At 66.4% G+C, this 25,014-nt stretch carries 24 protein-coding genes, 1 tRNA gene and 1 other annotated feature; of the genes, 10 read left to right on the top strand and 15 right to left on the bottom strand.

Translation table 11 applies throughout. The features are described from left to right. Positions 1–361: 361 nt before the first annotated feature. Positions 362–1,633, bottom strand: a complete 1,272-nt coding sequence (locus LQD00_RS13310; protein ID WP_232717673.1) for an IS110 family RNA-guided transposase — start codon at positions 1,631–1,633, stop codon at positions 362–364. A gap of 329 nt (positions 1,634–1,962) precedes the next feature. Next, positions 1,963–2,808: a glycosyltransferase family 2 protein gene (locus LQD00_RS13305; protein WP_232717672.1), complete on the bottom strand. Its 846-nt coding sequence runs from the start codon at positions 2,806–2,808 to the stop codon at positions 1,963–1,965. A gap of 66 nt (positions 2,809–2,874) precedes the next feature. Here LQD00_RS13305 and LQD00_RS13300 point away from each other — a divergent pair, with 66 nt between their 5' ends. Together LQD00_RS13300 and LQD00_RS13295 are read left to right on the top strand one after the other, a co-directional pair. Next, positions 2,875–3,576 carry a glycosyltransferase family 2 protein gene (locus LQD00_RS13300; protein ID WP_232717671.1) on the top strand — a complete coding sequence of 234 codons (702 nt, stop codon included), beginning with the start codon at positions 2,875–2,877 and terminating at the stop codon, positions 3,574–3,576. Positions 3,577–3,583: 7 nt separating this feature from the next. Next, on the top strand, positions 3,584–3,931 hold the full coding sequence (locus LQD00_RS13295; protein ID WP_232717670.1) for a DUF2304 domain-containing protein: 348 nt from the start codon (positions 3,584–3,586) through the stop codon (positions 3,929–3,931). Positions 3,932–4,184: 253 nt separating this feature from the next. On the opposite strand, the gene LQD00_RS13290 is transcribed toward LQD00_RS13295, so the two are convergent. Together LQD00_RS13290 and rfbA are read right to left on the bottom strand one after the other, a co-directional pair. Continuing rightward, complete coding sequence (locus tag LQD00_RS13290) at positions 4,185–4,805, bottom strand: dTDP-4-dehydrorhamnose 3,5-epimerase family protein (RefSeq protein ID WP_232717669.1); 621 nt, start codon at positions 4,803–4,805, stop codon at positions 4,185–4,187. 28 nt (positions 4,806–4,833) lie between these two features. After that, positions 4,834–5,709, bottom strand: a complete 876-nt coding sequence (gene rfbA, locus LQD00_RS13285; RefSeq protein WP_232717668.1) for a glucose-1-phosphate thymidylyltransferase RfbA — start codon at positions 5,707–5,709, stop codon at positions 4,834–4,836. 97 nt (positions 5,710–5,806) lie between these two features. Here rfbA and rfbB point away from each other — a divergent pair, with 97 nt between their 5' ends. Beyond that, positions 5,807–6,811: a dTDP-glucose 4,6-dehydratase gene (gene rfbB, locus LQD00_RS13280; RefSeq protein ID WP_232717667.1), complete on the top strand. Its 1,005-nt coding sequence runs from the start codon at positions 5,807–5,809 to the stop codon at positions 6,809–6,811. 46 nt (positions 6,812–6,857) lie between these two features. After that, entirely contained in the window at positions 6,858–7,877 is a 1,020-nt protein-coding gene (gene galE, locus LQD00_RS13275) for a UDP-glucose 4-epimerase GalE (protein WP_035755276.1), read from the top strand. Positions 7,878–7,881: 4 nt separating this feature from the next. Here the strand turns inward: galE and LQD00_RS13270 are convergent, their stop codons facing one another. After that, positions 7,882–8,718, bottom strand: a complete 837-nt coding sequence (locus LQD00_RS13270) for an MBL fold metallo-hydrolase (protein WP_232717666.1) — start codon at positions 8,716–8,718, stop codon at positions 7,882–7,884. Between the two features lie 202 nt (positions 8,719–8,920). Here LQD00_RS13270 and LQD00_RS13265 point away from each other — a divergent pair, with 202 nt between their 5' ends. Beyond that, entirely contained in the window at positions 8,921–10,504 is a 1,584-nt protein-coding gene (locus tag LQD00_RS13265; protein ID WP_232717665.1) for an HNH endonuclease signature motif containing protein, read from the top strand. Positions 10,505–10,885: 381 nt separating this feature from the next. On the opposite strand, the gene LQD00_RS13260 is transcribed toward LQD00_RS13265, so the two are convergent. From LQD00_RS13260 to LQD00_RS13250, 3 genes are all read right to left on the bottom strand, one after another. Then, positions 10,886–13,003 carry a DUF6541 family protein gene (locus LQD00_RS13260; RefSeq protein WP_232717664.1) on the bottom strand — a complete coding sequence of 706 codons (2,118 nt, stop codon included), beginning with the start codon at positions 13,001–13,003 and terminating at the stop codon, positions 10,886–10,888. A gap of 104 nt (positions 13,004–13,107) precedes the next feature. Then, on the bottom strand, positions 13,108–14,373 hold the full coding sequence (locus LQD00_RS13255; RefSeq protein WP_232717663.1) for an MFS transporter: 1,266 nt from the start codon (positions 14,371–14,373) through the stop codon (positions 13,108–13,110). Beyond that, positions 14,370–15,020: a GntR family transcriptional regulator gene (locus LQD00_RS13250; protein ID WP_232717662.1), complete on the bottom strand. Its 651-nt coding sequence runs from the start codon at positions 15,018–15,020 to the stop codon at positions 14,370–14,372. The genes LQD00_RS13255 and LQD00_RS13250 overlap by 4 nt, the downstream gene beginning before the upstream one ends. 268 nt (positions 15,021–15,288) lie before the next feature. On the opposite strand from LQD00_RS13250, the gene LQD00_RS13245 reads away from it, so the two are divergent. Then, complete coding sequence (locus LQD00_RS13245) at positions 15,289–16,485, top strand: NAD(P)-dependent malic enzyme (RefSeq protein WP_232717675.1); 1,197 nt, start codon at positions 15,289–15,291, stop codon at positions 16,483–16,485. A 64-nt stretch (positions 16,486–16,549) separates the two neighbouring features. Here the strand turns inward: LQD00_RS13245 and LQD00_RS13240 are convergent, their stop codons facing one another. The 7 genes from LQD00_RS13240 to LQD00_RS13210 all read right to left on the bottom strand — a co-directional run bounded on the left by LQD00_RS13240 (position 16,550) and on the right by LQD00_RS13210 (position 22,365). Next, positions 16,550–17,218, bottom strand: coding sequence for a VOC family protein (locus LQD00_RS13240; protein ID WP_232717661.1), 669 nt, complete (start codon positions 17,216–17,218; stop codon positions 16,550–16,552). A gap of 73 nt (positions 17,219–17,291) precedes the next feature. Next, the gene (locus tag LQD00_RS13235) at positions 17,292–17,963 is read right to left on the bottom strand and encodes a VOC family protein (RefSeq protein WP_232717660.1); all 672 of its coding nucleotides are present in this window, start codon (positions 17,961–17,963) and stop codon (positions 17,292–17,294) included. Between the two features lie 105 nt (positions 17,964–18,068). Continuing rightward, the gene (locus LQD00_RS13230) at positions 18,069–18,773 is read right to left on the bottom strand and encodes a hypothetical protein (protein ID WP_232717659.1); all 705 of its coding nucleotides are present in this window, start codon (positions 18,771–18,773) and stop codon (positions 18,069–18,071) included. A gap of 79 nt (positions 18,774–18,852) precedes the next feature. Beyond that, the gene (locus LQD00_RS13225) at positions 18,853–19,335 is read right to left on the bottom strand and encodes an enoyl-CoA hydratase (RefSeq protein ID WP_232717658.1); all 483 of its coding nucleotides are present in this window, start codon (positions 19,333–19,335) and stop codon (positions 18,853–18,855) included. Positions 19,336–19,693: 358 nt separating this feature from the next. Further along, complete coding sequence (locus tag LQD00_RS13220; protein ID WP_232717657.1) at positions 19,694–20,230, bottom strand: enoyl-CoA hydratase; 537 nt, start codon at positions 20,228–20,230, stop codon at positions 19,694–19,696. A 16-nt stretch (positions 20,231–20,246) separates the two neighbouring features. Then, positions 20,247–21,437, bottom strand: a complete 1,191-nt coding sequence (locus tag LQD00_RS13215) for a hypothetical protein (RefSeq protein WP_269784981.1) — start codon at positions 21,435–21,437, stop codon at positions 20,247–20,249. Between the two features lie 46 nt (positions 21,438–21,483). Next, the gene (locus LQD00_RS13210; protein WP_232717656.1) at positions 21,484–22,365 is read right to left on the bottom strand and encodes a hypothetical protein; all 882 of its coding nucleotides are present in this window, start codon (positions 22,363–22,365) and stop codon (positions 21,484–21,486) included. 220 nt (positions 22,366–22,585) lie between these two features. On the opposite strand from LQD00_RS13210, the gene LQD00_RS13205 reads away from it, so the two are divergent. From LQD00_RS13205 to LQD00_RS13190, 4 genes are all read left to right on the top strand, one after another. Then, positions 22,586–23,173, top strand: coding sequence for an ASCH domain-containing protein (locus LQD00_RS13205; protein WP_232717655.1), 588 nt, complete (start codon positions 22,586–22,588; stop codon positions 23,171–23,173). After that, positions 23,166–24,038 (top strand): esterase/lipase family protein, encoded by an 873-nt coding sequence (locus LQD00_RS13200; RefSeq protein WP_232717654.1) that lies wholly within the window; start codon positions 23,166–23,168, stop codon positions 24,036–24,038. The genes LQD00_RS13205 and LQD00_RS13200 overlap by 8 nt, the downstream gene beginning before the upstream one ends. 173 nt (positions 24,039–24,211) lie before the next feature. Then, a tRNA-Thr gene (locus tag LQD00_RS13195) sits at positions 24,212–24,287 on the top strand. Between the two features lie 191 nt (positions 24,288–24,478). Beyond that, complete coding sequence (locus tag LQD00_RS13190; protein WP_232717653.1) at positions 24,479–24,796, top strand: transposase; 318 nt, start codon at positions 24,479–24,481, stop codon at positions 24,794–24,796. Continuing rightward, positions 24,757–24,885: a sequence feature (AL1L pseudoknot), on the top strand. Its footprint overlaps the gene before it by 40 nt. The last annotated feature ends 129 nt before the right edge of the window (positions 24,886–25,014 follow it).

Here is a 25,014-nt window from a genome sequence, read left to right as displayed (position 1 = left end):
CGCACCCAGCTCCGGTGCCTGGGGTGCGAGAAGCGCACCCACTTGCTGTCTGATCTGAAAGAGCGCGACGCACCAGCTCCGATGCCTGAGCAGCCTATGAGGGTTTGTGTCAATGGGTCCTGTGGTGGGGTGTGGGCGTGTGGGTGTTGCCGGGCGGCCTGGGTGGGCGGTCCGGGTGCGGGTGCTGGTGGTGGTTGGTCGGCCGGGGTCGTGCCTGGCGCGGGCTCTACCTAGCGGTCAAACGGGTTGGTACCCAACAGCCTTCATCCGAGCTCGGGTCGCGCCGGGTGGGACTGCTCAGGCTCAAGCGCGGGTTATGCCCTAGGTGCGGCGAGCTTGTCCCGGTCGGCGAGGTCTGGGTTCAGGCGGCGCTCACCTCCGCAGTCTGGGTTGGTCCCGCCAGGGTCGGGTCCCAGGGAGTGGCGGTGGTGATCACCACGTGCAGCTGGCGTAGCAAAGCAGCGGCGATGGCCACATAGGCCTGGTTGGGTTGCAGTCGGTTGTGGGTGCGGGTGGTCAGGTGTTGGTAGCGGGCGGCGTAGACCGGGTTGTGTCGCAGCGCGCCGAACGCCGCGCGCCAGGCGGCGGTTCGTAGGCGGGGCCGCCCGCGTCCGCTGATGGTGGTTGTGCCCTGGTAGCTGCCCGAGGAGTTCTCACGCGGGCACAGGCCGGCGTGTTTGACCACTGCCCGTGCGGAATCAAAGCGGGACAGGTCACCGGTTTCGGCGAGGATCGCCGCGACCGAGACCGCGGTGACGCCGGGAATGCTGCTGGCCAACTCGTTCAGGTGTAGCTCGGCCAGGACGGCGAGCATCCGGTGTTCGACCTCGCGGCACTCGACGGTGGCGTGGTGAAAGTCGTTGAGACCGTAGTGGGCACGTTCCAACGCTCCGGTCCGCTCGGGCGGCATGGTGGTCGCGAAAGCGGAGGTGATGATCGCGGTCAGGATCGGCCCGTGGATGCGGCGCACACCCCAGCGGGCAAGCTCACCGCGCAGCTTCGCCCGAAGCCGGGTGCGCGCGCGGGCGGGGCTGCGGTAGGCGGTGATGGTGCGTGGATCGCAGCCGATGATGGCCATGGTGGCCAGCCAGGTGGCCGAGTCCAATGGTTGAGCGGCGCAATCGAGCACCTGCGGCCAGGCACTGTCGAGCAGGTCACGCACCTGTTGGCGGGCCGCGGCTCGGCGGGTGAGTTGCTCGGTCCGTCGCACGCCGAGGTGACGCAGCCGTGCCCAGTGCTGATCGGCGTGTTCGGGCAGGTAGATGTGGAGTTGGGTGGTCAGGCGAGCGATCAGCAGGGCGTCTTTGTCGTCAGATTTGTCGCGGGTGAAGTCTTCGGTTTCCCGAGCGCGGGCCACCACCATCGGTTGCACGCACACCATCTGCGCTCCGACTGCGGCGGCCAAGTCGGCCACCACTTTCCAGCGGTGCCCGGTCGGTTCACAGGCGAGCACGATGCCGGCGAATCCGGCCACCTCGGCCTGGGTGCGGGCCCAGGCGATCGCCGGCCCCAACTTCCACGGTGTGCAGGTAAACGTTTTGCGGGCCAGGATGCGGGAGTCGTGATCGGCCACCACGATCACCTGCTTCTTGGCTGCCAGGTCGATCGCCACCACCGCATAGTCGCGGCGCACGATTTCTCGGAACCGGGTCAACCGGTCGTTTCGGCGTTTCGCTCCTCGGCTCAACGGACTAGCCTCGAACATCGACATCCTCCTTTTGTGGTTGGGACACCAAGCCCTTACGACCACAACAGGAGGATGTCCCTCATTTCACCACCTTGGAGCTATTACTAGGTGCGAGGAGCGCAAGCGACGAGCCTCGAAGGCCGGGTGAGACACCGTCGCCCACCCAACTACCGGTCGACGTCAACCCGACCGGCAGACTTCGATCGACGTCTGCCGGTCGAGTTGAGGTTCGGCAGTCGGGATCCGGGCGCTTCTCAGGGAGCAGATGGGGAGGTCTACCCGCGGCTGAACCGGCCAACCTGCGCACCCACCCGCGCCTGCAGGTGATTCAACCGCGACGTCGCATGCAGCCGGGCCGCACGCGCAGCCTTGGGCCAGCCGCGTTCGGCGCACCGCTGCGCCTCCTCCGCGAAGAAGCGGTTCTCCTCGTCGAAGCGTCGTCCGTCGATGGCCTGCACCGAGCTCACCGATGCGCTGTGGCGGCGATAGGAGAAGACGACATCGGGGTCGTAGACGAGTGAGCCGTCGGCGGCGGCGAGGTCGACGAGGAGCGCGAGGTCGAGGACGATCTCCAACCCCGGCCGGAATCCCACCTCGCGTACCGGGGCGGTCCGCCACAGCAACGACGGGAAGTAGGTCCAGTTGCCGTGATAGAGGCTGGTCGCGAGGCGTTCACCGGACAGCACGGTCGCGCGGGACGGCGCCAGCACGTTCTTCATGCGGTCCCCCAGCGGACGCACCGTCCGGCCGTTCTCGTCGATGACGTCGACGCCGGGCGCGATGACCGCGGCCTCCGGGTGGTGCTCGGTCAGACTGCGGACCGTCGCCAGGTAGTCGGCGTGCATCACGTCGTCGCAGCCCATGACGACGAACCAATCTGCGGTCACCAGCTCGACGCACCTACGGAAGTTGCCGTTGACGCCGAGATTGGTCTTGTTGCGCACATAGCGGACGCGCGCGTCGTTCAGCGAGGTGAGCCATTCGCGGGGGGTGGGGTCGGGATAGCAGTCGTCGACCACCACGAGCCGCAGATCCGGGTCACTCTGATCGAGGACGCTGGTCACCGCCTCGCGGAACTGTGCGACGTCGCCGTAGAAGGGCATCATCACGTCGATCGGCACCCGACAAGACTAGCCGGGCGTGCCGGGCGATGAGCGCTGCGACCGGCCGGGATAGGGTTGTTCACCATGGCCGAACCCATCACCAATGCCGACGTGTGGCTGGTGGTACCCGTCTACAACGAGGGTCAGGTGATCAGGGAAGTCGCGGCCAAGGCACGCGAGACCTTCCCCAACATCGTCTGCGTCGACGACGGCTCGTCGGACAACTCGGCCGAGGAGATCAAGGCGGCCGGTGTCCACCTGGTGCGTCATCCGGTGAACCTGGGGCAGGGCGCCGCGATCCAGACCGGCGTCGAATACGCGCGCAAGCAGCCCGGTGCCCGCTTCTTCGTCACCTTCGATGCCGACGGCCAGCATCAGGTCGACGACGTGTCGGCGATGGTCGCCCGCCTGCGCACCGAACCGGTCGACATCATCGTCGGCACCCGCTTCGCCGAGGGACGCAGCGAATCCGTCCCACTGTTGCGGCGAATGGCGTTGCGCACCATCGTCTTCCTGAGCCCGCGCACGCGCCGGCTCGGACTGTCCGACGCGCACAACGGACTTCGCGTCTTCAACAAGAAGGTGGCCGACGACCTGGACCTCCTGATGAGCGGCATGAGTCACGCGTCGGAGTTCATCGCGCTCATCGACCACCACAACTGGCGGGTCGCCGAGCAGCCGGTGACGATCCTCTACACCGAATACTCGCGCGCGAAGGGACAGTCGCTGATCAACGGGGTCAACATCGTCGCCGACGGCCTGTTCCACACCCGGATGAGGAAGTGAGGGCTCCATGATCTGGTTCCAGATCCTCGCGATCATCGGACTGCTCGCACTCGTCGGGTTCTTCGTCGTCAACCGTGGCACGGCTCGCTCGTCGGCCGGGGTGAAGATCCTGTTCGTCGCCTTCGTGGGCTTCGGTCTCTACGCGATGCTGCGCCAGGACGACGTCACCTGGGTCGCCAACAAGATCGGCATCCAGCGCGGCCTCGATCTCGTGCTGTTCCTACTGGTCATCGCGTTCGCGTTCACCACGGTGTCGACGTACCTCCGGTTCCGCGATCTCGAGGTGAAGTACGCCCGCCTCGCCCGCGCCATCGCGTTGCAGAACGCCGAGAAGCCGCACGACCGGGACGCCTGAGGGGCGCCAGCTAGCCGAGCTACCCCCCGCTGCCTGAGGTGCGAGGAGCGCAAGCAACGCTACCCCCCGCTGCCTGACGTGCGAGGAACGCAAGCAACGCTACCCCCCGCTGCCTGACGTGCGAGGAGCGCAAGCAACGCTACCCCCCGCTGCCTGACGTGCGAGGAGCGCCAGCGACGAGCCACGAAGGCCTGGTGAGGCGGCGTCGGCAGCCCTTCGTGGCTCGCTGCGCGCGCACCTCAGAAAGCGGGGATCACTCCGCGGCGAGCCCCTGCAGGAACGCCATCACGTCGTCGTGGTCCGGCAGCAGCCCGGCCTCGCGCGCCTCGGTGAGACCGGGTGCGGCGGTGTCCTTCTCGGACAGTTCGTATTTCAGCGGCGATCCGTCGCGGGCCTGCGTCGGCCATTCGATGCCGAGCTCGGGGTCGAGCGGGTTGATGCCGTGCTCACCCGACGGGTTGTAACCGGTGGAGCAGAGGTAGGTGACGGTCGAGTTGTCGGCCAGCGCACAGAAGGCGTGGCCCAGCCCCTCCGACAGGTAGACCGCACGACGGTCGACGTCGTCGAGCAGGACGGTGTCATAGGTGCCGAAGGTCGGGGACCCGACACGGATGTCGACGATGACGTCGAGGATGGCGCCGGTTGCACAGGTGACGTACTTCGCCTGCCCCGGAGGCACATCGGCGAAGTGCACACCCCGCAGTACACCCGCCGCGGACACCGAGAGGTTGACCTGGGCGAGGTCGAAGCGGTGGCCGATCACCTCCGCGAGCAGGTCACCTTTGAACGCCTCGGCGAACAGGCCGCGTGCGTCGCCATGCTGAACCGGCGTGAGTTCCCACGCACCGTCGATCGTGAGGGGTCGCACCTTCATGGATGAGCCTTTCGCGTCGGATGTGTGCTCAAAACCCCTTGCCTCGCTGGAGGAGTTCGAGCAGGTAGTCACCGTAGCCGGACTTGCGCAGCTTCTCCGCGCGGGACCGCAGCCCGTCGTCGTCGAGGAATCCGCGACGCCACGCGATCTCTTCCGGCGCAGCGATCTTGAGGCCTTGGCGTTGTTCGACGGTGCGGACGAAGTTGCCTGCGTCGAGGAGGCTGTCGAAGGTTCCGGTGTCGAGCCAGGCCGTGCCGCGAGGAAGGACAGTGACCGACAGTTTTCCGCGTTCGAGGTAGTGGGCGTTGATGTCGGTGATCTCGTATTCGCCGCGGGCGCTGGGCTTGAGGCCGCGGGCGATCTCGACCACATCGTTGTCGTAGAAGTACAGGCCGGGAACGGCGAAGTTCGACTTCGGTTGTGCCGGCTTTTCTTCCAGCGAGATCGCGGTTCCGCTCGCGTCGAAGTCGACGACGCCGTAGGCTTCCGGGTTCGCGACCCAGTACGCGAATACGGCTCCGCCGTCGATGTTTTCGAAGCCCTGCAGCTGGCTGCCGAGGCCGGGGCCGTAGAAGATGTTGTCGCCCAAGACGAGTGCGACCGATTCGTCGCCGATGTGGTCGGCGCCGAGGGTGAATGCCTGGGCGAGGCCGTCGGGCGAGGGTTGGGTCTTGTAGGTGAGGTTGATGCCGAACTGGTCACCGTTGCCGAGCAACGCCTGGAAGGCCGGGGCGTCGTGCGGGGTGGTGATGATCAGGATGTCGCGGATGCCGGCGAGCATCAGCGTCGAGAGTGGGTAGTAGATCATCGGCTTGTCGTAGACCGGCACGAGCTGCTTGCTCACACCCTGCGTGATCGGGTGCAGGCGCGTGCCCGTGCCACCGGCCAGAATGATCCCTCGCATGCGCCTCAGCCTAGTGCCCGACGATCCGGCTCACCGAGTGCACACCCGCCGCCTCGGTAGAGTGACGTCCACGAATGCCTCAGGCGGAAGGAACGACGTGCGTGTTCTCGTGACCGGTGGTGCCGGTTTTATCGGCGCCAACTTCGTGCTGCGCACCCTGGCCACGCGCTCCGACGTGACGATCCGGGTGCTGGACAAACTCACCTACGCCGCCAACCCCGAGACCCTGGCCCCGGTCGCCGACCGTGTCGAGCTCATCGAAGGCGACATCGCCGACGCCCCCCTGGTCCACAAACTGGTGGGTGAGGCGGACTTGGTGGTGCATTTCGCCGCGGAATCCCACAACGACAACTCCCTGGCCGACCCGTCGGCGTTCGTGCAGACCAACCTGGTCGGCACCTACACGCTGCTCGAAGCCGTGCGCGCCCATCAGGTGCGCTACCACCACATCAGCACCGACGAGGTCTACGGCGACCTCGACCTCGACGACCCCGCGCGCTTCACCGAGCACACCGCCTACAACCCGTCGAGCCCCTACTCCTCGACCAAAGCCGGTTCCGACCTGCTCGTCCGCGCCTGGGGCCGGTCCTTCGGCGTCGCCGCGACCATCTCGAACTGCTCGAACAACTACGGCCCCTACCAGCACATCGAGAAGTTCATCCCCCGCCAGATCACCAACGTCCTGTCCGGGGTGCGCCCCAAGCTCTACGGCGACGGCCGCAACGTGCGCGACTGGATCCACGTCGACGACCACAACGACGCCGTGTGGACCATCATCGACAAAGGTCAGATCGGCGAAACCTATCTGATCGGCGCCGACGGCGAGGTCGACAACCGCACCGTCGTGGAGTCCATCCTCGAGCTCCTGGGTCAGCCGAAGGACGCGTTCGACTTCGTCACCGACCGTCCCGGCCACGACCGCCGGTACGCCATCGACTCCACCCGTCTACGCACCGAGCTCGGCTGGACCCCCAACTATCTCGACTTCCGCGCCGGCCTGGCCGCGACCATCGACTGGTACCGCGACAACACCGGCTGGTGGCAGCCCGCCAAGGACGCCGTCGAACAGAAGTATGCCGCCACCGAACGGGTGACGGGCTAGCCGGCACGTTTGGCGTTCTCCCAGATCCGCCGCCTACGGTGGTCACATGCGCGTACTCGTCAGCGGCGGCGCGGGCTACATCGGCTCGCACACCGTGATCCAGCTGGTCTCCGCCGGTCATGATGTCGTCATCGTCGACGACTTCAGCAACGCCAAGCCCACCGTGGTGGGTCGGCTCGAGGCGTTGAGCGGCCGTTCCATCCCGGTGCACGCCTTCGACCTCGCGGACGTCGACAAGACCGAGCACTTCTTCGCCCACGAGGACGTCGACGCCGTCATCCACTTCGCCGGGTACAAGGCGGTCGGCGAGTCGGTGGCCAAGCCGCTGGACTACTACCAGAACAACCTCGGCACAACGTTCTCGTTGCTGCGGGCGATGGAACGCCACGACGTGCACACGCTGGTGTTCTCGTCGTCGGCGACCGTCTACGGCGCCGACCCCGAGCTACCGATGACCGAGGATCTCCCGACCTCGGCCACCAACCCGTACGGCTGGACGAAGGTGATGATCGAGCAGGTGCTGCGCGACGTCGCGGCTAGTTCCGACGCCTGGCGGATCGCCGCGCTGCGCTACTTCAACCCGGTGGGCGCGCACCCGAGCGGTCAGATCGGCGAGGACCCGTCGGGTATCCCGAACAACCTCATGCCGTTCGTCGCGCAGGTCGCAGTGGGCCGGCGCGAGAAGTTGTCGGTCTTCGGCGACGACTACGACACCCCCGACGGCACCGGCGTCCGCGACTACATCCACGTCGACGACCTCGCCGCCGGGCACGTTGCCGCACTCGACCGCATCAGCACCGGCGACACCGGCATGTCGACGTGGAACCTGGGCACCGGGCAGGGCGTCTCGGTCCTCGAGGTCGTCCACGCCTTCGAGAAGGCCAGCGGCAAGCCGATCCCCTATGAGATCGCACCCCGTCGGCCCGGCGACATCGCCGCGTCGTACGCCGACCCCACTCGCGCGAACGCCGACCTGAACTGGCACGCCACCAAGACGATTGACGACATGTGCGTCGACACGTGGCGCTGGCAGTCGGAGAACCCGACCGGTTACCCCGACGCCTGAACCGTCACCGGGTGGCGTACGGATCGTCGGGATCGACGATCTCGTCGGTGGCCCAACCGATGTAGCGCCGGGCGGACGATTCGACGACCTCCCGCGCGTTCTCGTCGACGACGACGCCGAAAGCGTCGTACAACCGGTCGAAGGACAGTGCCGCGACCCGGTCGACGATCTGGCGAACGAGCCTGGGCGACAACGGGATCATGTTCGGGTAGCTCCGCATGAACGTCACCATGCCCGGTTGCGCGACACCTTTGATGGTGTCACCGGTCAGCAGCGCTCCCCGACCGTCCGCGGCGTGCGGCAGGTGTAGCACCGCACTGCCCGGAAAGTGCCCGCCGCACTGGACGAGTCGAACATCGCCGAGAACTTCTGTCCCACCCGACCAGAACTTCACGACCTGGTCGGGTCGGGTCAGCCACCGACGATCGACGTCGTTGTAGAAGACCGGGACCTTGCCGAAACGGTGGCTGATGGACACACTGGCTCCGTAGAGATGCGGGTGACTGGCCGCGACTGCCTTGACACCGCCGTGTTGATCCAACCAGTCCACGAGGGCCGGACCGATGAAACCTGGTGGCTCCCACAGTATGTTGCCCTCCGGGGTGGTCACCAGGAATCCCTGCTGACCGATACCGACCGACGGCCTCAGCGACAGCCGGACGAGGCCCGGCTCAACCTCTGCGACGTCGAGCGCATTATCGGCATTTTCATCGAGCCGGGTCCACTGCTGCCCGCTCGTCGGCACCCACTGCCGGTCGTCGTCACAGATCGGGCAGACCTCGGGAAGGTCCACGTCGGGGGCGAACTCGTTTGCGCAGAAAACACACATCCACGGCTGCATGCTTCGACGCTAACCCCCGTCACTGTCATCGGGCGCGGGTTTGGGCCGGATATGGCCCGTCGGATCGAGGCGAACCCGCACTCTACCAGTACCTACCGACATACTTCCTCCACGAGATCTTCGCCGACAACCGTTGCGGTGCTTGGGTTTCGGGCGTACTATCGAACATACATTCGCACTATCGGTTCAGGGGGTGACCGTCATGTCCGACACTTCGCTTGGCGATCCAGCCGACCCTGAACCGTCCGGCGCCGTCGCTGTCATCGACCGAATCCACTCCCTCATCGACGAGCTGCAAACGATGAACCTCGCCGGGTGCTCGCACGACGAACTCGTCGACAGTGCAGCTGAAACCGAACGGGCAATTGCGCGAATGACTTTCGCCGGCGACCGACAGATCGTCGAGATCGCCGACCGCGACCTCCCCCACAAAACCGGCCACCGCAGCATCACCGCGTTCATGACCCACCGCCTACGCGTGGCCGACCCCATGCGCCGCACCAAACAACGCCACGCAACCGCCACCCACCTCAGCCACACCGGCGAACCACTCGAACCCGAACACCCCGCCCTGGCAGAAGCATTGGCCAACGGCCACGTCAACACCTCCCACGTCCGGGCAGTACTCGACGTCCTCGACCAGATCCCCCACGCCATCGACCACGACATCAAAGTCGCCGCCGAACGACAGATGGCCGAAATCGCCATCGAGCACACCCCCGCCGACATCACCGCCCTCGGCGCACGCCTACTCGCTCACCTCGATCCCGACGGCACACTCGCCGACGACACCGACCGCAAACGCCGACGCAACCTGTCGGTCCACCGCCAACGCGTCGACGGCACCGCCAAACTGACCGCCAATCTGACTCCGGAACTGCTCGCCCGGGTCACCATGCTGCTCGCCGTGTGGGCCAAACCGGGCATGAACAACCCCGACGACCCCGACTCCCCACATGGGTCGATCGAAGACGCCGACCCCGACGCCGTTGCCGCGGCTGCTGAGCGTGATGACCGCACCCCCGCCCAGCTCAACCACGACGCCGTCAACGCCCTATTGAAGGCCGTCTTCGAGGACGGACTCCTGGGTAAGAGTCACCGCGGGTTACCGACCCAGCTGATCATCAAAGCCGACCTCAACGACCTCCGCCGCGAGGCCGGGTTCGCCACCACCGCCACCGGCACGCTGATCCCCATCCCCGAGCTCATCAACATGGTCGCCGACGCCCAACCCTGGTTGGCGGTGTTCAAAGACGCCACCGCCGTCCCGCTCTACTTCGGACGCGGCAAACGCCTCGCCACCCGTGAACAACGCCTCGTCTCCTTCGCCCGACCCGACGGCGAAAGCTGCTCCACCCCCGGCTGCGACCTCGCCGCCGCACACGTCGAGATGCATCACGCCCAGCTCGACTGGGCAGCAGGTGGACTCACCGACATCACCGACCTCGCACCCGCGTGCCCGAAACACAACCGCATGGTCAGCAACCAACCCGGCGGCTTCACCACCCGGATGGTGCGCGAAGGACCCGACGAAGGCCGCTGCGCCTGGCGACTCAACGCCGAACCCGGCGCACCACCCAACCCCGAACACATCAACCGGCGCCCCGACATACCCCGCCGATTCACCGAACACTTGCGACAAGTGCGCACCGAAATCCACGGACCAGAAGAGTCCGGCGATACCCCACGCCTACAGATGCGTGAAGTCATCGACCTGCGCAACGCCTCCGACGCCGAAGCCACCTTCGCCTCGCTACTCCTCGCGGCGGCGTACCCGCGCAGCTGACGCAGCGAGCCTCGAAGGGCTGGTAAACCTGCCGTCGTCAGGGTCGAAAGGTCCGCCTCCTGAGAAGCGCCCAGATCCGACTGCCGAACCTCAACTCGACCGGCAGACGTCGATCGAAGTCTGCCAGTCGGGTTGACGTCGACCGGTAGTCAGCTGGGCGGCGGTGTGTCACCAGCCCTTCGAGGCTCGCTGCGCTCGCACCTCAGGGAGCGATGGACGACGCGCGCAACCACACTCCCCCCTCAGGGAGCGATGGACGACGCGCGCAACCGCACTCGCACCTCGCAGGGAACGATGGACGACGCGCGCAACCGCACTCGCACCTCGGGGAGCGAGTGGGCCGCGTCGCCACTCAGCCCGGCGGCTTGCGCTCCTCGCACCTCAGGGAACAGGGGCCGGGACGGGTGGGATGCCCTCGGCCGGAGCACTTTCGACGGGTGGGGGCGGCGGGTAGACCAGGTCGTTGACGCGGTAGACGACGGCCTCGCCCTGACGGAAGACCTCGGTCAATCCGGGAGCGCCGTTCTCGCGTAGTTCGAGGAACGGATCACCCTGGTGTCCGTTTGCCGGGTCGGGCCGGCCGCGCTGGAACTCCCAGTAGCTCGTCGGCGAGTCGATCACGTAGTGCACGTTCATGTCCCGGACGATCTGGTCGATCGCAGGGTCGGCGCCGATCTTCGCGACACCCCAGAAGAGGTCGCGCTGCCGGTCGGAGAATTCGTTGGCCCGGTAGAACGGGAACATCGGGGTGACGCCGGTGACCGGGTACAGCCAGCCGGTGCCCTGGTCGAGGTTGTTCAGGACGAGCACGTCCTGCGCGTCGGGCTGTGATGCCAGCCAGGCGTAGGCGGCGAGGTCGTCGGGGCCGACGTACTTGCCGCCGCGTTCCTTCGAGGCGATCTGTGCGTTCGGCGGGTAGCGGACCACTGCGGCGCCGGCGATCAGCGCGAGCAACACCACGTAGGTCGCGGCGACCAGCCAACCCGCGCGTGCGGTGCCCTTGGCGGTCGTCTCGTCGGACTGACCGAACCGCCGCCCGACGACGCCGATCAGCGCGACCACCGCCACGCCGATAGCGACACCCGCCGCCGCTGCCGAGAAGATCGCGACGACGAACGTGAGTCGGTGCGGCGAGTTGTAGAAGTAGCCGCCGATCGCGCCGAGCGGGTACGACAGCGGGCCGAGCGACACCACCGAGTTGGTTGTCACCAGCGCGAAGACCAGCCAGACGGCGAGTCCCGCCCAGCAGCGCAGCCAGGCCAGCACCCCGAGGCCGAGAACCGTCACGATGATCAGCGGCCAGATCGGGAAGTGGTTGAGCTCCAGCGGGATCGTGCCGTTGAACGCGCCTTGCGCCAGGCCGCGCAGCACCCCGATCCCTTCCTCCCGGAAGTCGAAGAACGGGAGTTCGTTGGTGTCGGCGACCCGGATCGTGCCGATCACCACGGGGAAGATGAGGATCATCGTGAGCACGGCGGTGACTGCCAGGGTCGCGAGATCGGCGAGACGACTCGTCGCCGGACGCCACAGTCCCTCGCACAGCCACCACAGTCCGACGATGACGCCGACGAGGATCAGACCCGAAGGATGCGTTGCCGTCACGCCTGCCACGGCCAGGGCCGCGGGCGCCACCCGCGACCGGTCCCGGACGACGCTGAGAACCAGGACCGCCGCGACCGGAGCAAGGCTCACGCCGACGGCGTTGGGCACCGAGGTCAGCTGCACCTCGACGTACGGCAGGGACGGGAACAGCGCGGAGACAGCGGCGGCGGTGCCGGCGATGAGCGCAGAATTGTCGACGTCGTAGCGGTGACGGGCGAACCAGTAGGCCAACGACGCCACACCCAGCGGGACCGTGACAGCCAGCACCGCAGGCGAATACGTGTTGTACAGCTCGACGGGGTTCGCGCCGGTCAGCGGGAACAGCAAGGCGCCCAGTGCGTGCCACGTGTTCGGGTAGTAATTGAACCCCTGGGTGTCGTAGTTCATCAGCTCGCCCATGCGCATGGCCGAACCGACACCTGTCTCGTCGATCCACCGCAGGGAACTGGCGTGCCACAACGAGTCCCACACCTGCGAGATGTTGTTCAGGCCCGCGAAGGCGGTCTTGGCCACCGGTCGGATGCAGGTGATCGCGATGATGAGTCCACCGAGTCCGAGGCCTGCCCCCGCGCGCAGCATCGCGGTGCGCCCGACGCGTTGCTCACCGGTGTCCGCCGGTGCCGGCGCGAGGCGACGCCCGATTCCGGTGCCGAGCAGGCGCGCATACAGCCAGGCACCGACGAGCGCCAGGACCAGACCGACGAGCGCCGACACCGCGTTCCATTCGAAACCGACCGCCGAGTACAGGACGGTGAGGATGGAGACCAGGGCGAAGGTGATCGCGGGTCCGGCCGCGAACGCCACCGGCCACGGCAGGTTCATCCGCCGGCCCACGAAGGCGCCCGGGAGTATCAGCACCAGCGCGGACACGATCACGACCCACGCAGCCAGCACCATCACCCCGCGCCTTTCCACATTCGCTCGTCACACCCCGCGGTGGGACCCGCTTCTGCTCCCTGGCGAGCCCCGACCAAACACTCAGCAGGGTACCCGGCGTCGTCTCAGTGCGACTGTCCGGTGACGACGCCCTCGTCGCGCATCGGCTGCTCGACGACCTCCGGCCGGACCTCCGGGCGATGCCTGGTGTGCCCCGACGCGGCGACCGCGAGGCAGGCCAGCGCGGCGATCGCACCGAACAGGAACATCTCCGTGTAGGTGATCGAGGTCCAGGTCTCGGTGATCCACGCCAGGAGCGCGGGGACGGCGAAGCCCAGGTAGGTCACGCTGTAGAAGACGGCGGTCAGGCCGGCGAGGTCGTCGGGCCCGGTGATGCGCTGCACCTCGAGAAGGCCGGCGATCAGCGCCATGCCGTAGCCGCAACCCAGCAGCGTCGCAGCGACCAGGGACAGCCACACCGTCAGCACGTGCGCGGCCAGCGCGGCGACCAGCATGCCCGCGACCAGGGTCGCGAGGGCGACGACCACGCCGCGCGAGCTCCCCGGCACGTCGATGCGTCGGCCCACCGACTGGATACCGAATCCGGCACCGAGTCCCAGGACACAACACAGTGCCGCGAACGCGATCGGCGCGCCGGAGGTCCGTGCCGACATCAGCGCCGGGATGATCGCGTACGCCGACGCGGCGGCACCGAAGACCCACGGCGCGACCGGCAGGACGACGAAGATGAACCGTCGGTGACCGGCAGCCGGGATACGCAGGTCGTCGACCAGACGGCCCGGCGTCGAACTGCGGAATCGCGTCTCCGGCACGACCGTCAGCAGAGCTCCCGCGCACACCGCGATGGCGATGTTCACCAGATACGGCAGCACATGCGGCCACGGACCCCACTGGGCGAGGACGCCGGCGACGCCCGCACCGATGCCGAATCCGGCGGTCAGGCTCATCGCCGCGCGTCCGGCGCCGGCCCCGGCCCGCGCACCGTCGCGGTCGGACAGTTCTTTGATCCAGCTGCCGCCGACGGCCATCGACAGGCCGAGGGCGATGCCGCTGCAGATACGCCCCGCGGTCAGCAGGGTCACCGACTGCGACCCCGCGGCCAGCAACACCGAACCCAACGCGGCGAACACCGGCGCAGGCAGCATGAGCGGCCGTCGGCCGAAGCGGTCCGACATCGGCCCACCGATCAGCAGCGCGGGCACGATGCCCAGGACGTAGGCGAACAGCAGGGCGTCGACGACGACCGGCGACAGATCGGTGATCTGCCGGTACAAGACCAGCAGCGGGGTGAACTCGTTGCCGCCCCACGCGGTCGCGAAGACGGCCAGCGAGACGGCGGGCCATCCGAAGCGGTTGCGGTTGTCGGTCATGCGGGTTCTCCCGAGAGGTCGTGGACACCGGCGAGGTGCCCTGCCAAGAGGTGTTCGAAACGGTCGGCGTCCGCGGATTCGATGGCGCCGAGGAGCTCGAGGTGATCGGTGAGGATGCGCGTCGCCACCGCGGCGTCGCGATGCACCGAGGCGATCGTCATGCGTCGGTGGCGCTCCCCCAACGTCGTGTAGAAGTCGGCGAGGAGCGGGTTGTCGCCGGCCGCGGCGATGAGCTGGTGGAACTCGGCGTCGAGGCGTGAGAACTCGGCCGCGTCGGTGGCGTCGGCGCGTCGATGGGCATCGAGGTTGTCGCGGAGGCGCGCCACCAGTTGGGCGACTGCGGCGGGCCGGGACGTGACCGACCGGACGGCATGTCCCTCGAGGAGGCGCCGAGCGTCGACGACGTCGCGCTTCTCGCGGTCGCCGATCGGCACCACGAGCGCTCCCCGCTTCGGGTAGAGCCGCATCCACCCCTCGGTCTCGAGACGCAGGAACGCCTCACGCACGGGGGTGCGGCTGACCGAGCACTTCGAGGCGATCTCACCCTCGCTGATCAGCTCACCGCCGGCGATCTCATTTGTGAGAATCTGCTCTTTGACCTCGGCATATACGCGCTCAGCAGCGGATTCGGCAGAGGTATGCGACATAGACACAAGTTGTACCTTACCAATGTCCGATGGAGCCGTCACCTGCGCCGACCCGCCTTCCAGAACGGTCCCAAGCAGTGAGACACTTAATGCGGCCGTAACGAGCGTCACCCTCGCTCGAGCGCCCGATTCGCGTCCGCCGAGCTACCCGCCCCGGCGTCGATGCGGATCTCGATAGCTCGCGGGCAGCGTGGCCGGCGAGACGATGCAACCCGCGTTTCGCGGTATTCAGGAGGACCCGACCGTGACAAGCACGGAGGACACACGTATGGGCGACACCCCGTTCACCGAACCGACCATTGCCGATCTACCGATCACCGACGACGAGATCTTCTTGGCGCATGCCGGCGGCAAGCTGTCGGTCGAGCTGCGGGCGCCCATCGACACCCAGCGCGACCTGTCGATCGCCTACACCCCGGGCGTCGCCCAGGTGTCGCGCGCGATCGACACCGACGCCACCCTGGTGAACAAGTACACCTGGACCGACCGTCTGGTGGCCGTGGTGAGCGACGGATCGGCCGTGCTCGGCCTCGGTGACATCGGCCCGCGTGCGTCGCTGCCGGTCATGGAGGGCAAATCCGCACTGTTCCGCAGCTTCGCCGGACTCAACTCGATCCCGATCGTTCTCGACACCAAGGACCCCGACGAGATCGTCGAGACTCTCATCCGTCTGCGTCCGAGCTTCGGTGCGGTCAACCTCGAGGACATCTCGGCGCCGCGCTGCTTCGAGATCGAGCGTCGCGTCATCGAGGCCCTCGACTGCCCGGTCATGCACGACGACCAGCACGGCACCGCGATCGTGGTTCTCGCCGCCCTCAAGGGCGCCGTCACCCACCTCGGCCGTGACATCACCAGCCTGCGCGTCGTCATCTCCGGCGCCGGCGCCGCGGGCGTCGCATGTGCCAACATCCTGCTCGCCGTCGGCATCGCCGACGTCATCGTGCTCGACTCGAAGGGCATCGTCTCCGAGGGCCGCGACGGCCTCAACGAGTCGAAGGCCGACCTGGCGGCGCGCACCAACCCGCGCGGCCTGACCGGCGGTGCGGTGGAGGCACTCGACGGCGCCGACGTCTTCATCGGCGTCTCGGCCGGCCTCATCCCCGAGGAGATCATCGCGTCGATGAGCGACGACGCGATCGTGTTCGCGCTGTCGAACCCCGATCCGGAGATCCACCCCGAGGTCGCCGCCAAGTACGCGGCCGTCGTCGCAACGGGACGCAGCGACTTCCCGAATCAGATCAACAACGTGCTCGCCTTCCCGGGCGTCTTCAAGGGCGCGCTCGACGCGGGCGCACGCCGGATCAGCGAGGGCATGAAGATCGCTGCGGCAGACGCGATCTTCTCGGTGGCGTCTGATGACCTGCGTGCCGATCGCATCGTGCCGAGCCCGCTCGACGACCGGGTCGCACCGGCCGTCGCGGCCGCGGTCGCCAAGGCGGCGCAGGACGAGGGTCTCTGCTCGTAAGATTCTGTGTCACAAGCCGGTTCGATCACCTCGATCGAACCGGCTTGTTTCGTTTCCAGCTGTTTCAGTCCCGTCCCTGCCAGGTGCACAGGCAGATCTCGTTGCCCTCGGGGTCGGCGAGAATCCACCACGCCGGTGCGAACTCGTCCGACAACAGTTGGCCACCGGCGGTGATTGCGGCCTGCAGCCGTTCGTGTACCTCGTCATGCGGTAGGCAGAGGTCGAAGTGGATTCGGTTACGTTGCGGACGAGGCTCATCCATCTGCTGGAACCACACCGACGGCAACCGCCCGGCCGGGTCGGCGAGCTCCGCGAGTTCCTTGTCGTTCCCGTCGGAGTAACCCAGAACGGCCTGCCAGAACGGACGGATCGCCCCGATGTCCATGGCGTCGATCGCCAGTTCGATCGCCGTTACCGGGTCCGTGAGTTTCCCGAGCGCCATCTCGGCGGCGATCCCGGTGATCCGGTTGGCCAGGGCCACATCGGCTTCGGTCAGCTGATGCGCGCTGTGTGTCGTGAGGGTGAGATGCACTGAGCCGTACCGCAGGTCGACATCGGGATGATGGTTGGCTTCCTCTGCCGCGTCGACGATCTTGGCGACGAACTCGAGCCCCCGCACCATCGACCCGGTCCGGTAGGCGGCCACGAGTTTGTCTGCGACGACGCGCCACGGGTCGGCGACGACCTCGGTGGCTTGCTTGGCGGTGAGCGGTGCACGCGTGGACCCGGTCATACTCCCCCATGCTGCCTGCTCGGCCGGAGATGCGAAAGGGCCACCTGTCGGTCGATGTTCCTCGAGTTGAGACTCACGCGGCCCGCGGCTGCCACGTGCAGAGGCAGATCTCGTTGCCTTCGGCGTCGGCGAGCGTCCACCATTCAGGCGCGAAGTCATCGCTGAGCAGCCGGCCACCGGCGGCAAGGGCCGAGCGCAGACGTTCTTGCAACTCGTCATGCGGCATCCGTAGGTCGATGTGTATCCGATTGCGCCCTGGGCGCGGGGAATCCATCTGCTGGAACCAGACCGACGGTAGTCGTCCGGCCGGATCGACCAGGTCGATGATCTCGTCGGCGGGCACGTCGGAATAGCCCAGGACCGCTTTCCAGAACGGCCGGATGGCATCGATGTCGAGGGCATCTATCGCAAGGTCGAATCGGCTGACGGGAGTGGGCGTCTTCTCGAGATCCATGTCGTCGGCGATGGCCGCGATCCGGTTCGCGAGAGCCACGTCTTCCTCGGTGATCTGGTGCGTGCTGTGCGTCATGAGCACGAGATGCACAGAGTTGTACCTCAGGTCAATGTCGGGATGGTGCCCAGCGTCTTCGGCGGCGTCGATGATTCTGTTCACGAACTCGCCACCGCGCACCATCGAACCGGTGCGATAAGCCGCTTGGAGCGTGTATGCGAGTACCCGCCACGGATCGACGACGGCGTCGGACGCTTGTCGTCTGGTGAGTGGCGTTCTGTCGGAGCCGGTCATGATCACCCATGGTGCACGCTCACCGGACGATGGGACAGGGGTGTCTGTGCAGAGTGCGGGCTGAGTATCGGATTCCGGTAATCGGCCCGCAATTCGAAGAAGCTGTCAGCGTCGGTTCGATGTAGCTGCCGCGAGCTTCGCGATGGACTCGATCGTTGCCGGCAAGAACCCGCGGCGGGCGTCCTCGTCGAGCGCGGTCCCGGCGCCGAGGACCGGGTCGTAGTCGAGGCCGATCACCGTGCCGACCGACCCGGACACCACGCCGACGAGCATGTCCGCGAGGCCCGTCTGCTGCTGTACCGGCAGCTGGGAGTCGATCACGACGACGGTGCTCTCGAGTACGCCGGCGCGGTCCCACTCCGTGAAGATGACACGTGCCCGGTTGAGCAGGTCTGGGCGCGGACTGATCACGAGGACCGGCGTGAGGTTCGGGAGGTCGTCTTCGGCGAGTTCGGGCAGCAGCGTCAGCGGGTGCGCACCGGCGTCGATCACCGGTACTGCTCCCTGACGCCACACCTCGACGACGGCGTCGGTGACCGCCGCCTCGTCGGGCGGCAACCACAGGCCCGTGCCCGACGCGGTGCGCAACAACTCCTCGTTACCTGTTCCGCGGAGACGGAGTTCGATGTCGCAATCGTTGCCGGAAGCGTCGACCCACCACGAGAGCAGGCCGAGGCTCGTCGCGGCGCGATGTTCGGCAAGGAGTGCCGACACGACAGACGTGCCGACCCCGCCTGCGGTGCCACAAACAACGACGGCCCGCTCATCCCAGATCTGCGGGTCGCCGTCTCGAAGTGTTGGAGCAGTCATCGTCGATCAGGGTACGGGGTCACGCGTAGTTGCCATGGTGAAGCGGATTCACGCTGACTCGTCATCTGACACGACCCTTCTAGGGGACAAGCATGTGAAAACCCACGAGACCACCTGTGGGTGTTCTGACCGGGTTGTTCACGGCGTACGTCGTGATACCAATAGTCGCCGGTCCCGATCCCGTCGGGACATCCCACACCTTCTTCTCACCGGGACGGGGACCGAACGTCGCCGACACCCATTTGTGCAGTGCATAGCCCCGAAGACTGGTGTACGTGGTCTGGAAGAGTACGCGACACTTGGGATTTCGTTTCCAGCTCGCTCCGTCACCGGCGAAGCCGCGTGACCGTGCAGTCACACGAACCACACCGCGCTTATCGTTCGGAGTCTGAATCGCGAGATTGACGGTGCCACGGCACAGAGAATGGTCACCCATAGTCGCGAGATTGTTGCCGTAGAGCGCGATGTTCGGGATGGGGGCAGCGGTCGTCTCGCCCGAACCCACCAGGGCGGACACAGCCGCGAAAACACCCACAGTTAATCCGATGAGCAGTCTTCTCATTCAGTTTCTCCTCGTCTCCGTCGCTTCTTCTTTCCCGCGTGCCCAATTCGTGAGGCGAACGCCTTTTTACGTTGTCCGACTGTGTCCGAGTCCATTCCCAACCGACTTCTCGACACCCGCACCGAGAACCGCGCAACCGTCATCACGGTGAGTGCCGCGTCAACCAGCACCATAAAGAGTCGCCTTATCTCATCCTCGTTGCGTTCATTGGGAGCGAGCGGGGAACTACGGCCAGGCAGTGGAACATACGGCAAAACATGAAATCGAGACGCCGTACCACTGCATCACTCGAACGGTGTTAGTGCGCGCGCGTTTCTGAACCGAGGCCTTTCGTACAGCGGTTGGAACCCGGATTGGGCTACGGGACGATCATGAAGAACGCGGGACCCGCCGGCGATTGCGGGATTCGTACCGGACTGTTCACCGCATAGGTCGTAATCCCGATATACCCCGGCCCCGAACCTGTTAGTACGTCCCAAACCTTCTTCTCGCCGGCACGCGGTCCGAACGAACCCGTGGTCCACTTCTCCAGGAACAGACCTCTACCACTGTGGATTTCGGTTTTGAAGAGGACACGGCACCGCGGGTTCTTCTTCCAACCTGCCCCCTCACCGAGGAATCCGTGAGAAGTCGCCGTCACTTTCACCAATCCCCGCTTCTTGGCCACCGAGTCAATCCGATAGGTGATAGCACCCCGGCAGAGGGAATGGTCGCCGAAGGTCCCGAAAGTGTTCCCATTGGTGTTCAGCTGTTGAAGCGGTCCTGCATCGGCTTGACCGGCACCCACGGTGACGCTAGCGACCACCGTTAACACTCCCGCCAACAGTACGAATAGTCTTTTCATCAATTCCTCACTTAAACAATAGCGTGCAGTTGGTTTGATTTCTCGACGCATTCGCGGAGTGGAGCGCTTAGCGAGCTTGCTCGGCTGGCCAGAGAATATCGCTACCGGGTACGGCCTTCTTCAAATGGTCCGACTGTGCCCGAGTCCAATCCCGAACCGACTTCTCGACATCCGCACCGAGAACCGCATACGGTGCGCGAGCCTGTGCACCGGACCAGTTGTACGAGGTCGTACCGACCCTGGCCTTCACATCACCGCGACTGTTGACCACGTAGTCAACCGCTGGGAGACCTGACTTGCGAGCCTCCTCAGCAGACAGCTGAAACTCGAACTGATTTGGGCCCTCGGCCTCGGGCGCCGCATGGCGCGGACCATCGTTCTTCCAAGGTTCTTCCGGATTTGCACCCGGATCGCCGGCACCCAGCGAGTACGCCAGGAGACCACCCGCGGCGCCTCCGATAGCGAACCCGAGCGCAGCACCCGCTGCAGCACCACCGACACCACCAACAGCGGCTCCGATACCGGCTCCTGCGAGCGAATCGATTCCCGAGGTAGCGCAATAAGTGAAAACGCAACCAACGACGGCTCCTGCGATCGCACCGACCCCTGCCCCACCAACAGCACCCACCACCGCCGCCGGAATACCAAGCGCCACAGCACCAGCCGTACCACCAGCCATCACACCGATGATCGTGGCAGCAGCACGACGACTGGCCTCATCCTCCGGCACACCCACCGAGATCAAACCCTGAGCGATCTTCGCCTCGCCATACGCCGACCACGCGTTGATCGAATTGACATCCTTCGACGACACACCCTGCGGAACATCGGTCACAAAGTTACCCACACGAATCTTGTCCGGCGGCGGCGCAATCGGACGCACCGGCGGAGCAACCCGCGGCGCAACAGGATTGGTGATCGCCGGCGAATACGGCTGCTGGTAACTCTGCGACAACGACTGGTCATACGACTGATACGGAGCCTCCACCGGCGGACCCGGAATCGACCCCGGACCCGGAACCACAACCGGCTGCACCACCGCATCACCCGGAGCCGGAGCACCCGGCGCAACATCCGACGGACTCGTACCACCCTGACCCGGCGCCGAATCCAACGGATCAGTGCCACCCTGCTCCGGAACAGCAAACGCCGCACCCGCACCAGCAGTAATCGACACTGCCACAACAGCAGACGTCACCGACAAAACCGGACCACTCGGGGCCCGACGCCTACGATGCCGACCTCGACTCTGGGTCATCTCAGAACAACCTTTCTGCGCCATCCGAATGGCTCTGTGTCTGAACTCATTCGACGGACTTGATGGATTGGATGTAGGTCTTGCCGCCCGTTGTGGACGTGCGGATGACCTGGCGATAGGTGATGGGCGCCGCGTCGGGCTGCAATTCGGTGAGCACCACCGAGTACTCGCCGGGAGCCCGTTCGGTGATCTTCAGACAGTGGCGCGTGCCGATCGGGCGTTGATCGATGTACTGCTGCATCACGTACTCGGAGGCGACGGCCCCCGGGGCTGCCACTGCGCGTGCGGCTTTCGCCGACCGCAACACGTAGTAGGCGTGGTTGAACGCGCGGATCGCGCCCGGGCCGGACTTTTGGTCGCCCTTCTCGTCGTCATTCGACACCGTGGTCCCCGAACCGACGGGACGCTGCGCGCAGGCCGGGTGACTGACCACCCCCGACGTCGACGGCGCCTCTGTGGGCGAGGTGGACTCCGTGGTGTCCGCGGCGACCACGGGGCCCTCCGAACCACCACCGGCGAGGGTGACAGCGGCGACCACTGTGGCGACAATCACAAGAATTGCGGCTGCCGCACCCGCGATTCGCGGTCCCGAACCGAGGAATCGTCGCCAACCGGGAGCCGTGCCGGACACAGCCTTTCGCTTCGCGCGGACCGACTTCCCGGCCTCGGCGAGGAAGGAATCGAGATCGGACGACGGCTTTGCCGGGACTTCGGCGAGCGGGGCCTCGAACCTCGGCGCCGACGGCTCTACCGGCGGGGCCGGGGCGTCGAGCACGGCCACCGCGGCGCCGCCGACATCGCCCTGAACTGCGTCGACGGAACGGAATCGCGCGAGGTAAGCGGCCAGATCGACTGCCGGCGTGGCACCGGACGACGGCCACGCGGGAACGTCGGGAAACCACAGCGAGTGCGGACGCGGCAGCACCATGAGACCCCTCCCCCCCGGATGGTGATCGTCGTCGTCAGTTGTGCACGCGACGACACGACACCAAAAAGGAAGATCCCCCCGGGCGCCGGCACTGCCGTCGCTGATCTCGGGTCACCCTACAACAGCTCTCAGCAACATCTCAGACGAGTTCCACAGGCATCGCACGCACCGCTACCCGGACTGTCTGCGCAGCCACGGCGCCCTCGCTACGGTCGAAGGTGTGCTTCTCACAGCAGCTGTAGCGCGCGGGATCGCCGACGGTTCGGTCGACCTCGCCTTCCGACGTTGGGGGCATCCACGCATCCGGCCCGGGTCGAGCTTCATCGCACTGACGCACGTCATCGAGGTGACGTCGATGGAGCGTATGGATCCTGCACAGATCACCCCGAAGGAGGCGCGACGGGCCGGCTACGAGAGCGTCGACGAGCTACGGGCCACCCTGTGCGTGAACACCCACAACCCCACGTACCGGATCGGACTCCGATGCATCGGGGAAGACCCGCGGATCGCACTGCGCGCCGATGACGATCTCTCCGACGACGACGTCGCGGACATCCGCTTGCGGCTCGACCGGATGGACGCCCGCTCCAAGAACGGCCCCTGGACGCGCGCCACCCTCGAGATCATCGGCCGCCGACCCGGCGTCGTGTCCACCGACCTCGCGGCCGAACTCGGCAGAGACCGAGCCGGTTTCAAGAACGACGTCACCAAATTGAAGAAACTCGGACTGACCGAGAGCCTCGAAGTCGGCTACGCACTCTCACCGCGCGGCGTCGAGTTCTGCCGTCGCGTCGACGATCATGGGTGACAATTCTCGTGTGAACCGACTTCGACCACGACTCGCCGCCGCCGCGGCCGCGCTGGCCGCTGCGTGCCTACTGCTCGCCCCGGGCGCCGCGCAGGCCGCACCCTTCCCAGTCACCACGGATGCCAACCAGGCGATCGCCGAGCACTACCTGAGTCCGGCCACCGAGTCGCCGGCCGGCAGCAACCGGTTCGACTGCCGGGATCGGGAAGGCCGCGACCCAGTCGTCCTGCTGCACGCCACCGCGATGAACCAGAGCGCCAACTGGGCGTACCTCGCTCCCACCCTCGCCAACGCCGGCTACTGCGTCTTCAGCCTCACCTACGGCCAGGCGTCGTGGAGCGGCAACACCGGCGGTCTCGGTAACAAGGAACGGGCCGCGGCGCAGCAGGTCGCGCCATTCATCGACAGAGTGCTCACCGCAACCGGCGCCGCCAAGGTCGACCTCATCGGCCACAGCCAGGGCGGGGCGATCGCCCAACTGGTGACACAGCTCCCCGGTCGTGCCGCACAGGTGGACACCCTCATCTCCTTGTCGGCGTCGCACCAGGGAGTCTCGCGCGTCGGGTCGATCACCGACCGCCTGCCGGCACGAGCCCCGGGCCAGAGCTATTGGGGTCCACGGCACCCGTCTATCGACTACGTCAACTTCGCGACCCGCAACGACGAGATCTCGACGCCCTACACGAACACCCTCATGACGCCCGGCCCGAACGTCGTCAACACGCTGATCCAGGACGTGTGCCCGGCGTCGAAGATCGGTCACGTCGGCATGGCCTACTCCCCGACCGTCGCCGCGCTCGTCCGCAACGCGCTCGACCCTGCCCATCGCGTGCCGGTGGCGTGCGGCTCCGACTACCCGTTCTGAGCCCACAGCCCTCGCCTGAACCGCCAGCTCAGCCCAGGCTCACGAGCCGCAGACAGTGCACCTGGGCGCTAGTGGTGATTCTGCGCGAGAGCACGTCCAGGCTCGCGAGCGGAGCCGGTTTTTGTTGCGGGCGATGGACTCGCTAGACTCGTCTCCGCTGCCTCGCGTAGCACGCCGCCCTAGCTCAGTCGGTAGAGCAATTCACTCGTAATGAATAGGTCAGGGGTTCGATTCCCCTGGGCGGCTCCACAGCTTGACCAGGCTCTTTGACTTGTCTCCCGCTCGGGCACCGACACGGTTGTGTCGGTGTTGTGTCGGTACGCTACCCGCTCGTACCCACGTCACCCACCGCTCCGAGGCGTTCGATTGCGGTGTTCATTCGACTAGTTGAATCGCCCCGGGTTTGTCGGAGGCTCTCGAATCTGTGAAGGATGGAGAGCATGGCAGCACCACGGAAGTACAGCGTTGAGCTCAAGGAGCGGGCGACGCGGATGGCGGTGGAAGCCCGCCGGGACCCGGCTACGCGGCCGGGAGCGCTCAAACGGATCGGCGATCAACTCGGTGTGCACCCGGAGGCGCTTCGCACCTGGGTCAAGCAGGCCGAGATCGATGGTGGGCTGCGACCGGGCACCACGACCGACGAGGCTGAGCGGATCGCGCAGCTGGAACGGGAGAACCGGGAGTTGCGGCGGGCGAACACCATCTTGAAGCAGGCATCAGCTTTCTTTGCGGCGGAGATCGACCGCCCACAGCGTTGATCGTGGAGTTCGTCGCCGCTTTCCGCGACGAACACGGAGTCGATCCGATCTGCGCGGCCCTGCGCGACACGGCCGCCCAGATCGCTCCGTCCACAGTCCGAGCCCATCTGAGCTCTCGACGAGTCGAGGCGCCACGGGTGGTCCGTGACCGCGAGATCCTCGGTGAAATCCGCACCGGTCTCTTATACACATCTCCGAGCCCACGAGACTAGCGCTCA

It is taken from the genome of Gordonia metallireducens, assembly GCF_021245825.1.
GTDB lineage: Bacteria > Actinomycetota > Actinomycetes > Mycobacteriales > Mycobacteriaceae > Gordonia > Gordonia namibiensis.
This window is presented reverse-complemented; position numbering and strand designations above follow the sequence as displayed.

Excerpts from the sequence above, each read along its gene's own strand:
- LQD00_RS13300 (WP_232717671.1), top strand. The coding sequence starts at position 2,875 with ATGGCCGAACCCATCACCAATGCCGACGTGTGGCTGGTGGTACCCGTC.
- LQD00_RS13295 (WP_232717670.1), top strand. The coding sequence starts at position 3,584 with ATGATCTGGTTCCAGATCCTCGCGATCATCGGACTGCTCGCACTCGTC.
- LQD00_RS13290 (WP_232717669.1), bottom strand. The coding sequence starts at position 4,805 with ATGAAGGTGCGACCCCTCACGATCGACGGTGCGTGGGAACTCACGCCG.
- rfbA (WP_232717668.1), bottom strand. The coding sequence starts at position 5,709 with ATGCGAGGGATCATTCTGGCCGGTGGCACGGGCACGCGCCTGCACCCG.
- galE (WP_035755276.1), top strand. The coding sequence starts at position 6,858 with ATGCGCGTACTCGTCAGCGGCGGCGCGGGCTACATCGGCTCGCACACC.
- LQD00_RS13270 (WP_232717666.1), bottom strand. The coding sequence starts at position 8,718 with ATGCAGCCGTGGATGTGTGTTTTCTGCGCAAACGAGTTCGCCCCCGAC.
- LQD00_RS13265 (WP_232717665.1), top strand. The coding sequence starts at position 8,921 with ATGTCCGACACTTCGCTTGGCGATCCAGCCGACCCTGAACCGTCCGGC.
- LQD00_RS13260 (WP_232717664.1), bottom strand. The coding sequence starts at position 13,003 with ATGGTGCTGGCTGCGTGGGTCGTGATCGTGTCCGCGCTGGTGCTGATA.
- LQD00_RS13255 (WP_232717663.1), bottom strand. The coding sequence starts at position 14,373 with ATGACCGACAACCGCAACCGCTTCGGATGGCCCGCCGTCTCGCTGGCC.
- LQD00_RS13250 (WP_232717662.1), bottom strand. The coding sequence starts at position 15,020 with ATGTCGCATACCTCTGCCGAATCCGCTGCTGAGCGCGTATATGCCGAG.
- LQD00_RS13245 (WP_232717675.1), top strand. The coding sequence starts at position 15,289 with ATGGGCGACACCCCGTTCACCGAACCGACCATTGCCGATCTACCGATC.
- LQD00_RS13240 (WP_232717661.1), bottom strand. The coding sequence starts at position 17,218 with ATGACCGGGTCCACGCGTGCACCGCTCACCGCCAAGCAAGCCACCGAG.
- LQD00_RS13235 (WP_232717660.1), bottom strand. The coding sequence starts at position 17,963 with ATGACCGGCTCCGACAGAACGCCACTCACCAGACGACAAGCGTCCGAC.
- LQD00_RS13230 (WP_232717659.1), bottom strand. The coding sequence starts at position 18,773 with ATGACTGCTCCAACACTTCGAGACGGCGACCCGCAGATCTGGGATGAG.
- LQD00_RS13225 (WP_232717658.1), bottom strand. The coding sequence starts at position 19,335 with ATGAGAAGACTGCTCATCGGATTAACTGTGGGTGTTTTCGCGGCTGTG.
- LQD00_RS13220 (WP_232717657.1), bottom strand. The coding sequence starts at position 20,230 with ATGCGTCGAGAAATCAAACCAACTGCACGCTATTGTTTAAGTGAGGAA.
- LQD00_RS13215 (WP_269784981.1), bottom strand. The coding sequence starts at position 21,437 with ATGACCCAGAGTCGAGGTCGGCATCGTAGGCGTCGGGCCCCGAGTGGT.
- LQD00_RS13210 (WP_232717656.1), bottom strand. The coding sequence starts at position 22,365 with ATGGTGCTGCCGCGTCCGCACTCGCTGTGGTTTCCCGACGTTCCCGCG.
- LQD00_RS13200 (WP_232717654.1), top strand. The coding sequence starts at position 23,166 with ATGGGTGACAATTCTCGTGTGAACCGACTTCGACCACGACTCGCCGCC.
- LQD00_RS13190 (WP_232717653.1), top strand. The coding sequence starts at position 24,479 with ATGGCAGCACCACGGAAGTACAGCGTTGAGCTCAAGGAGCGGGCGACG.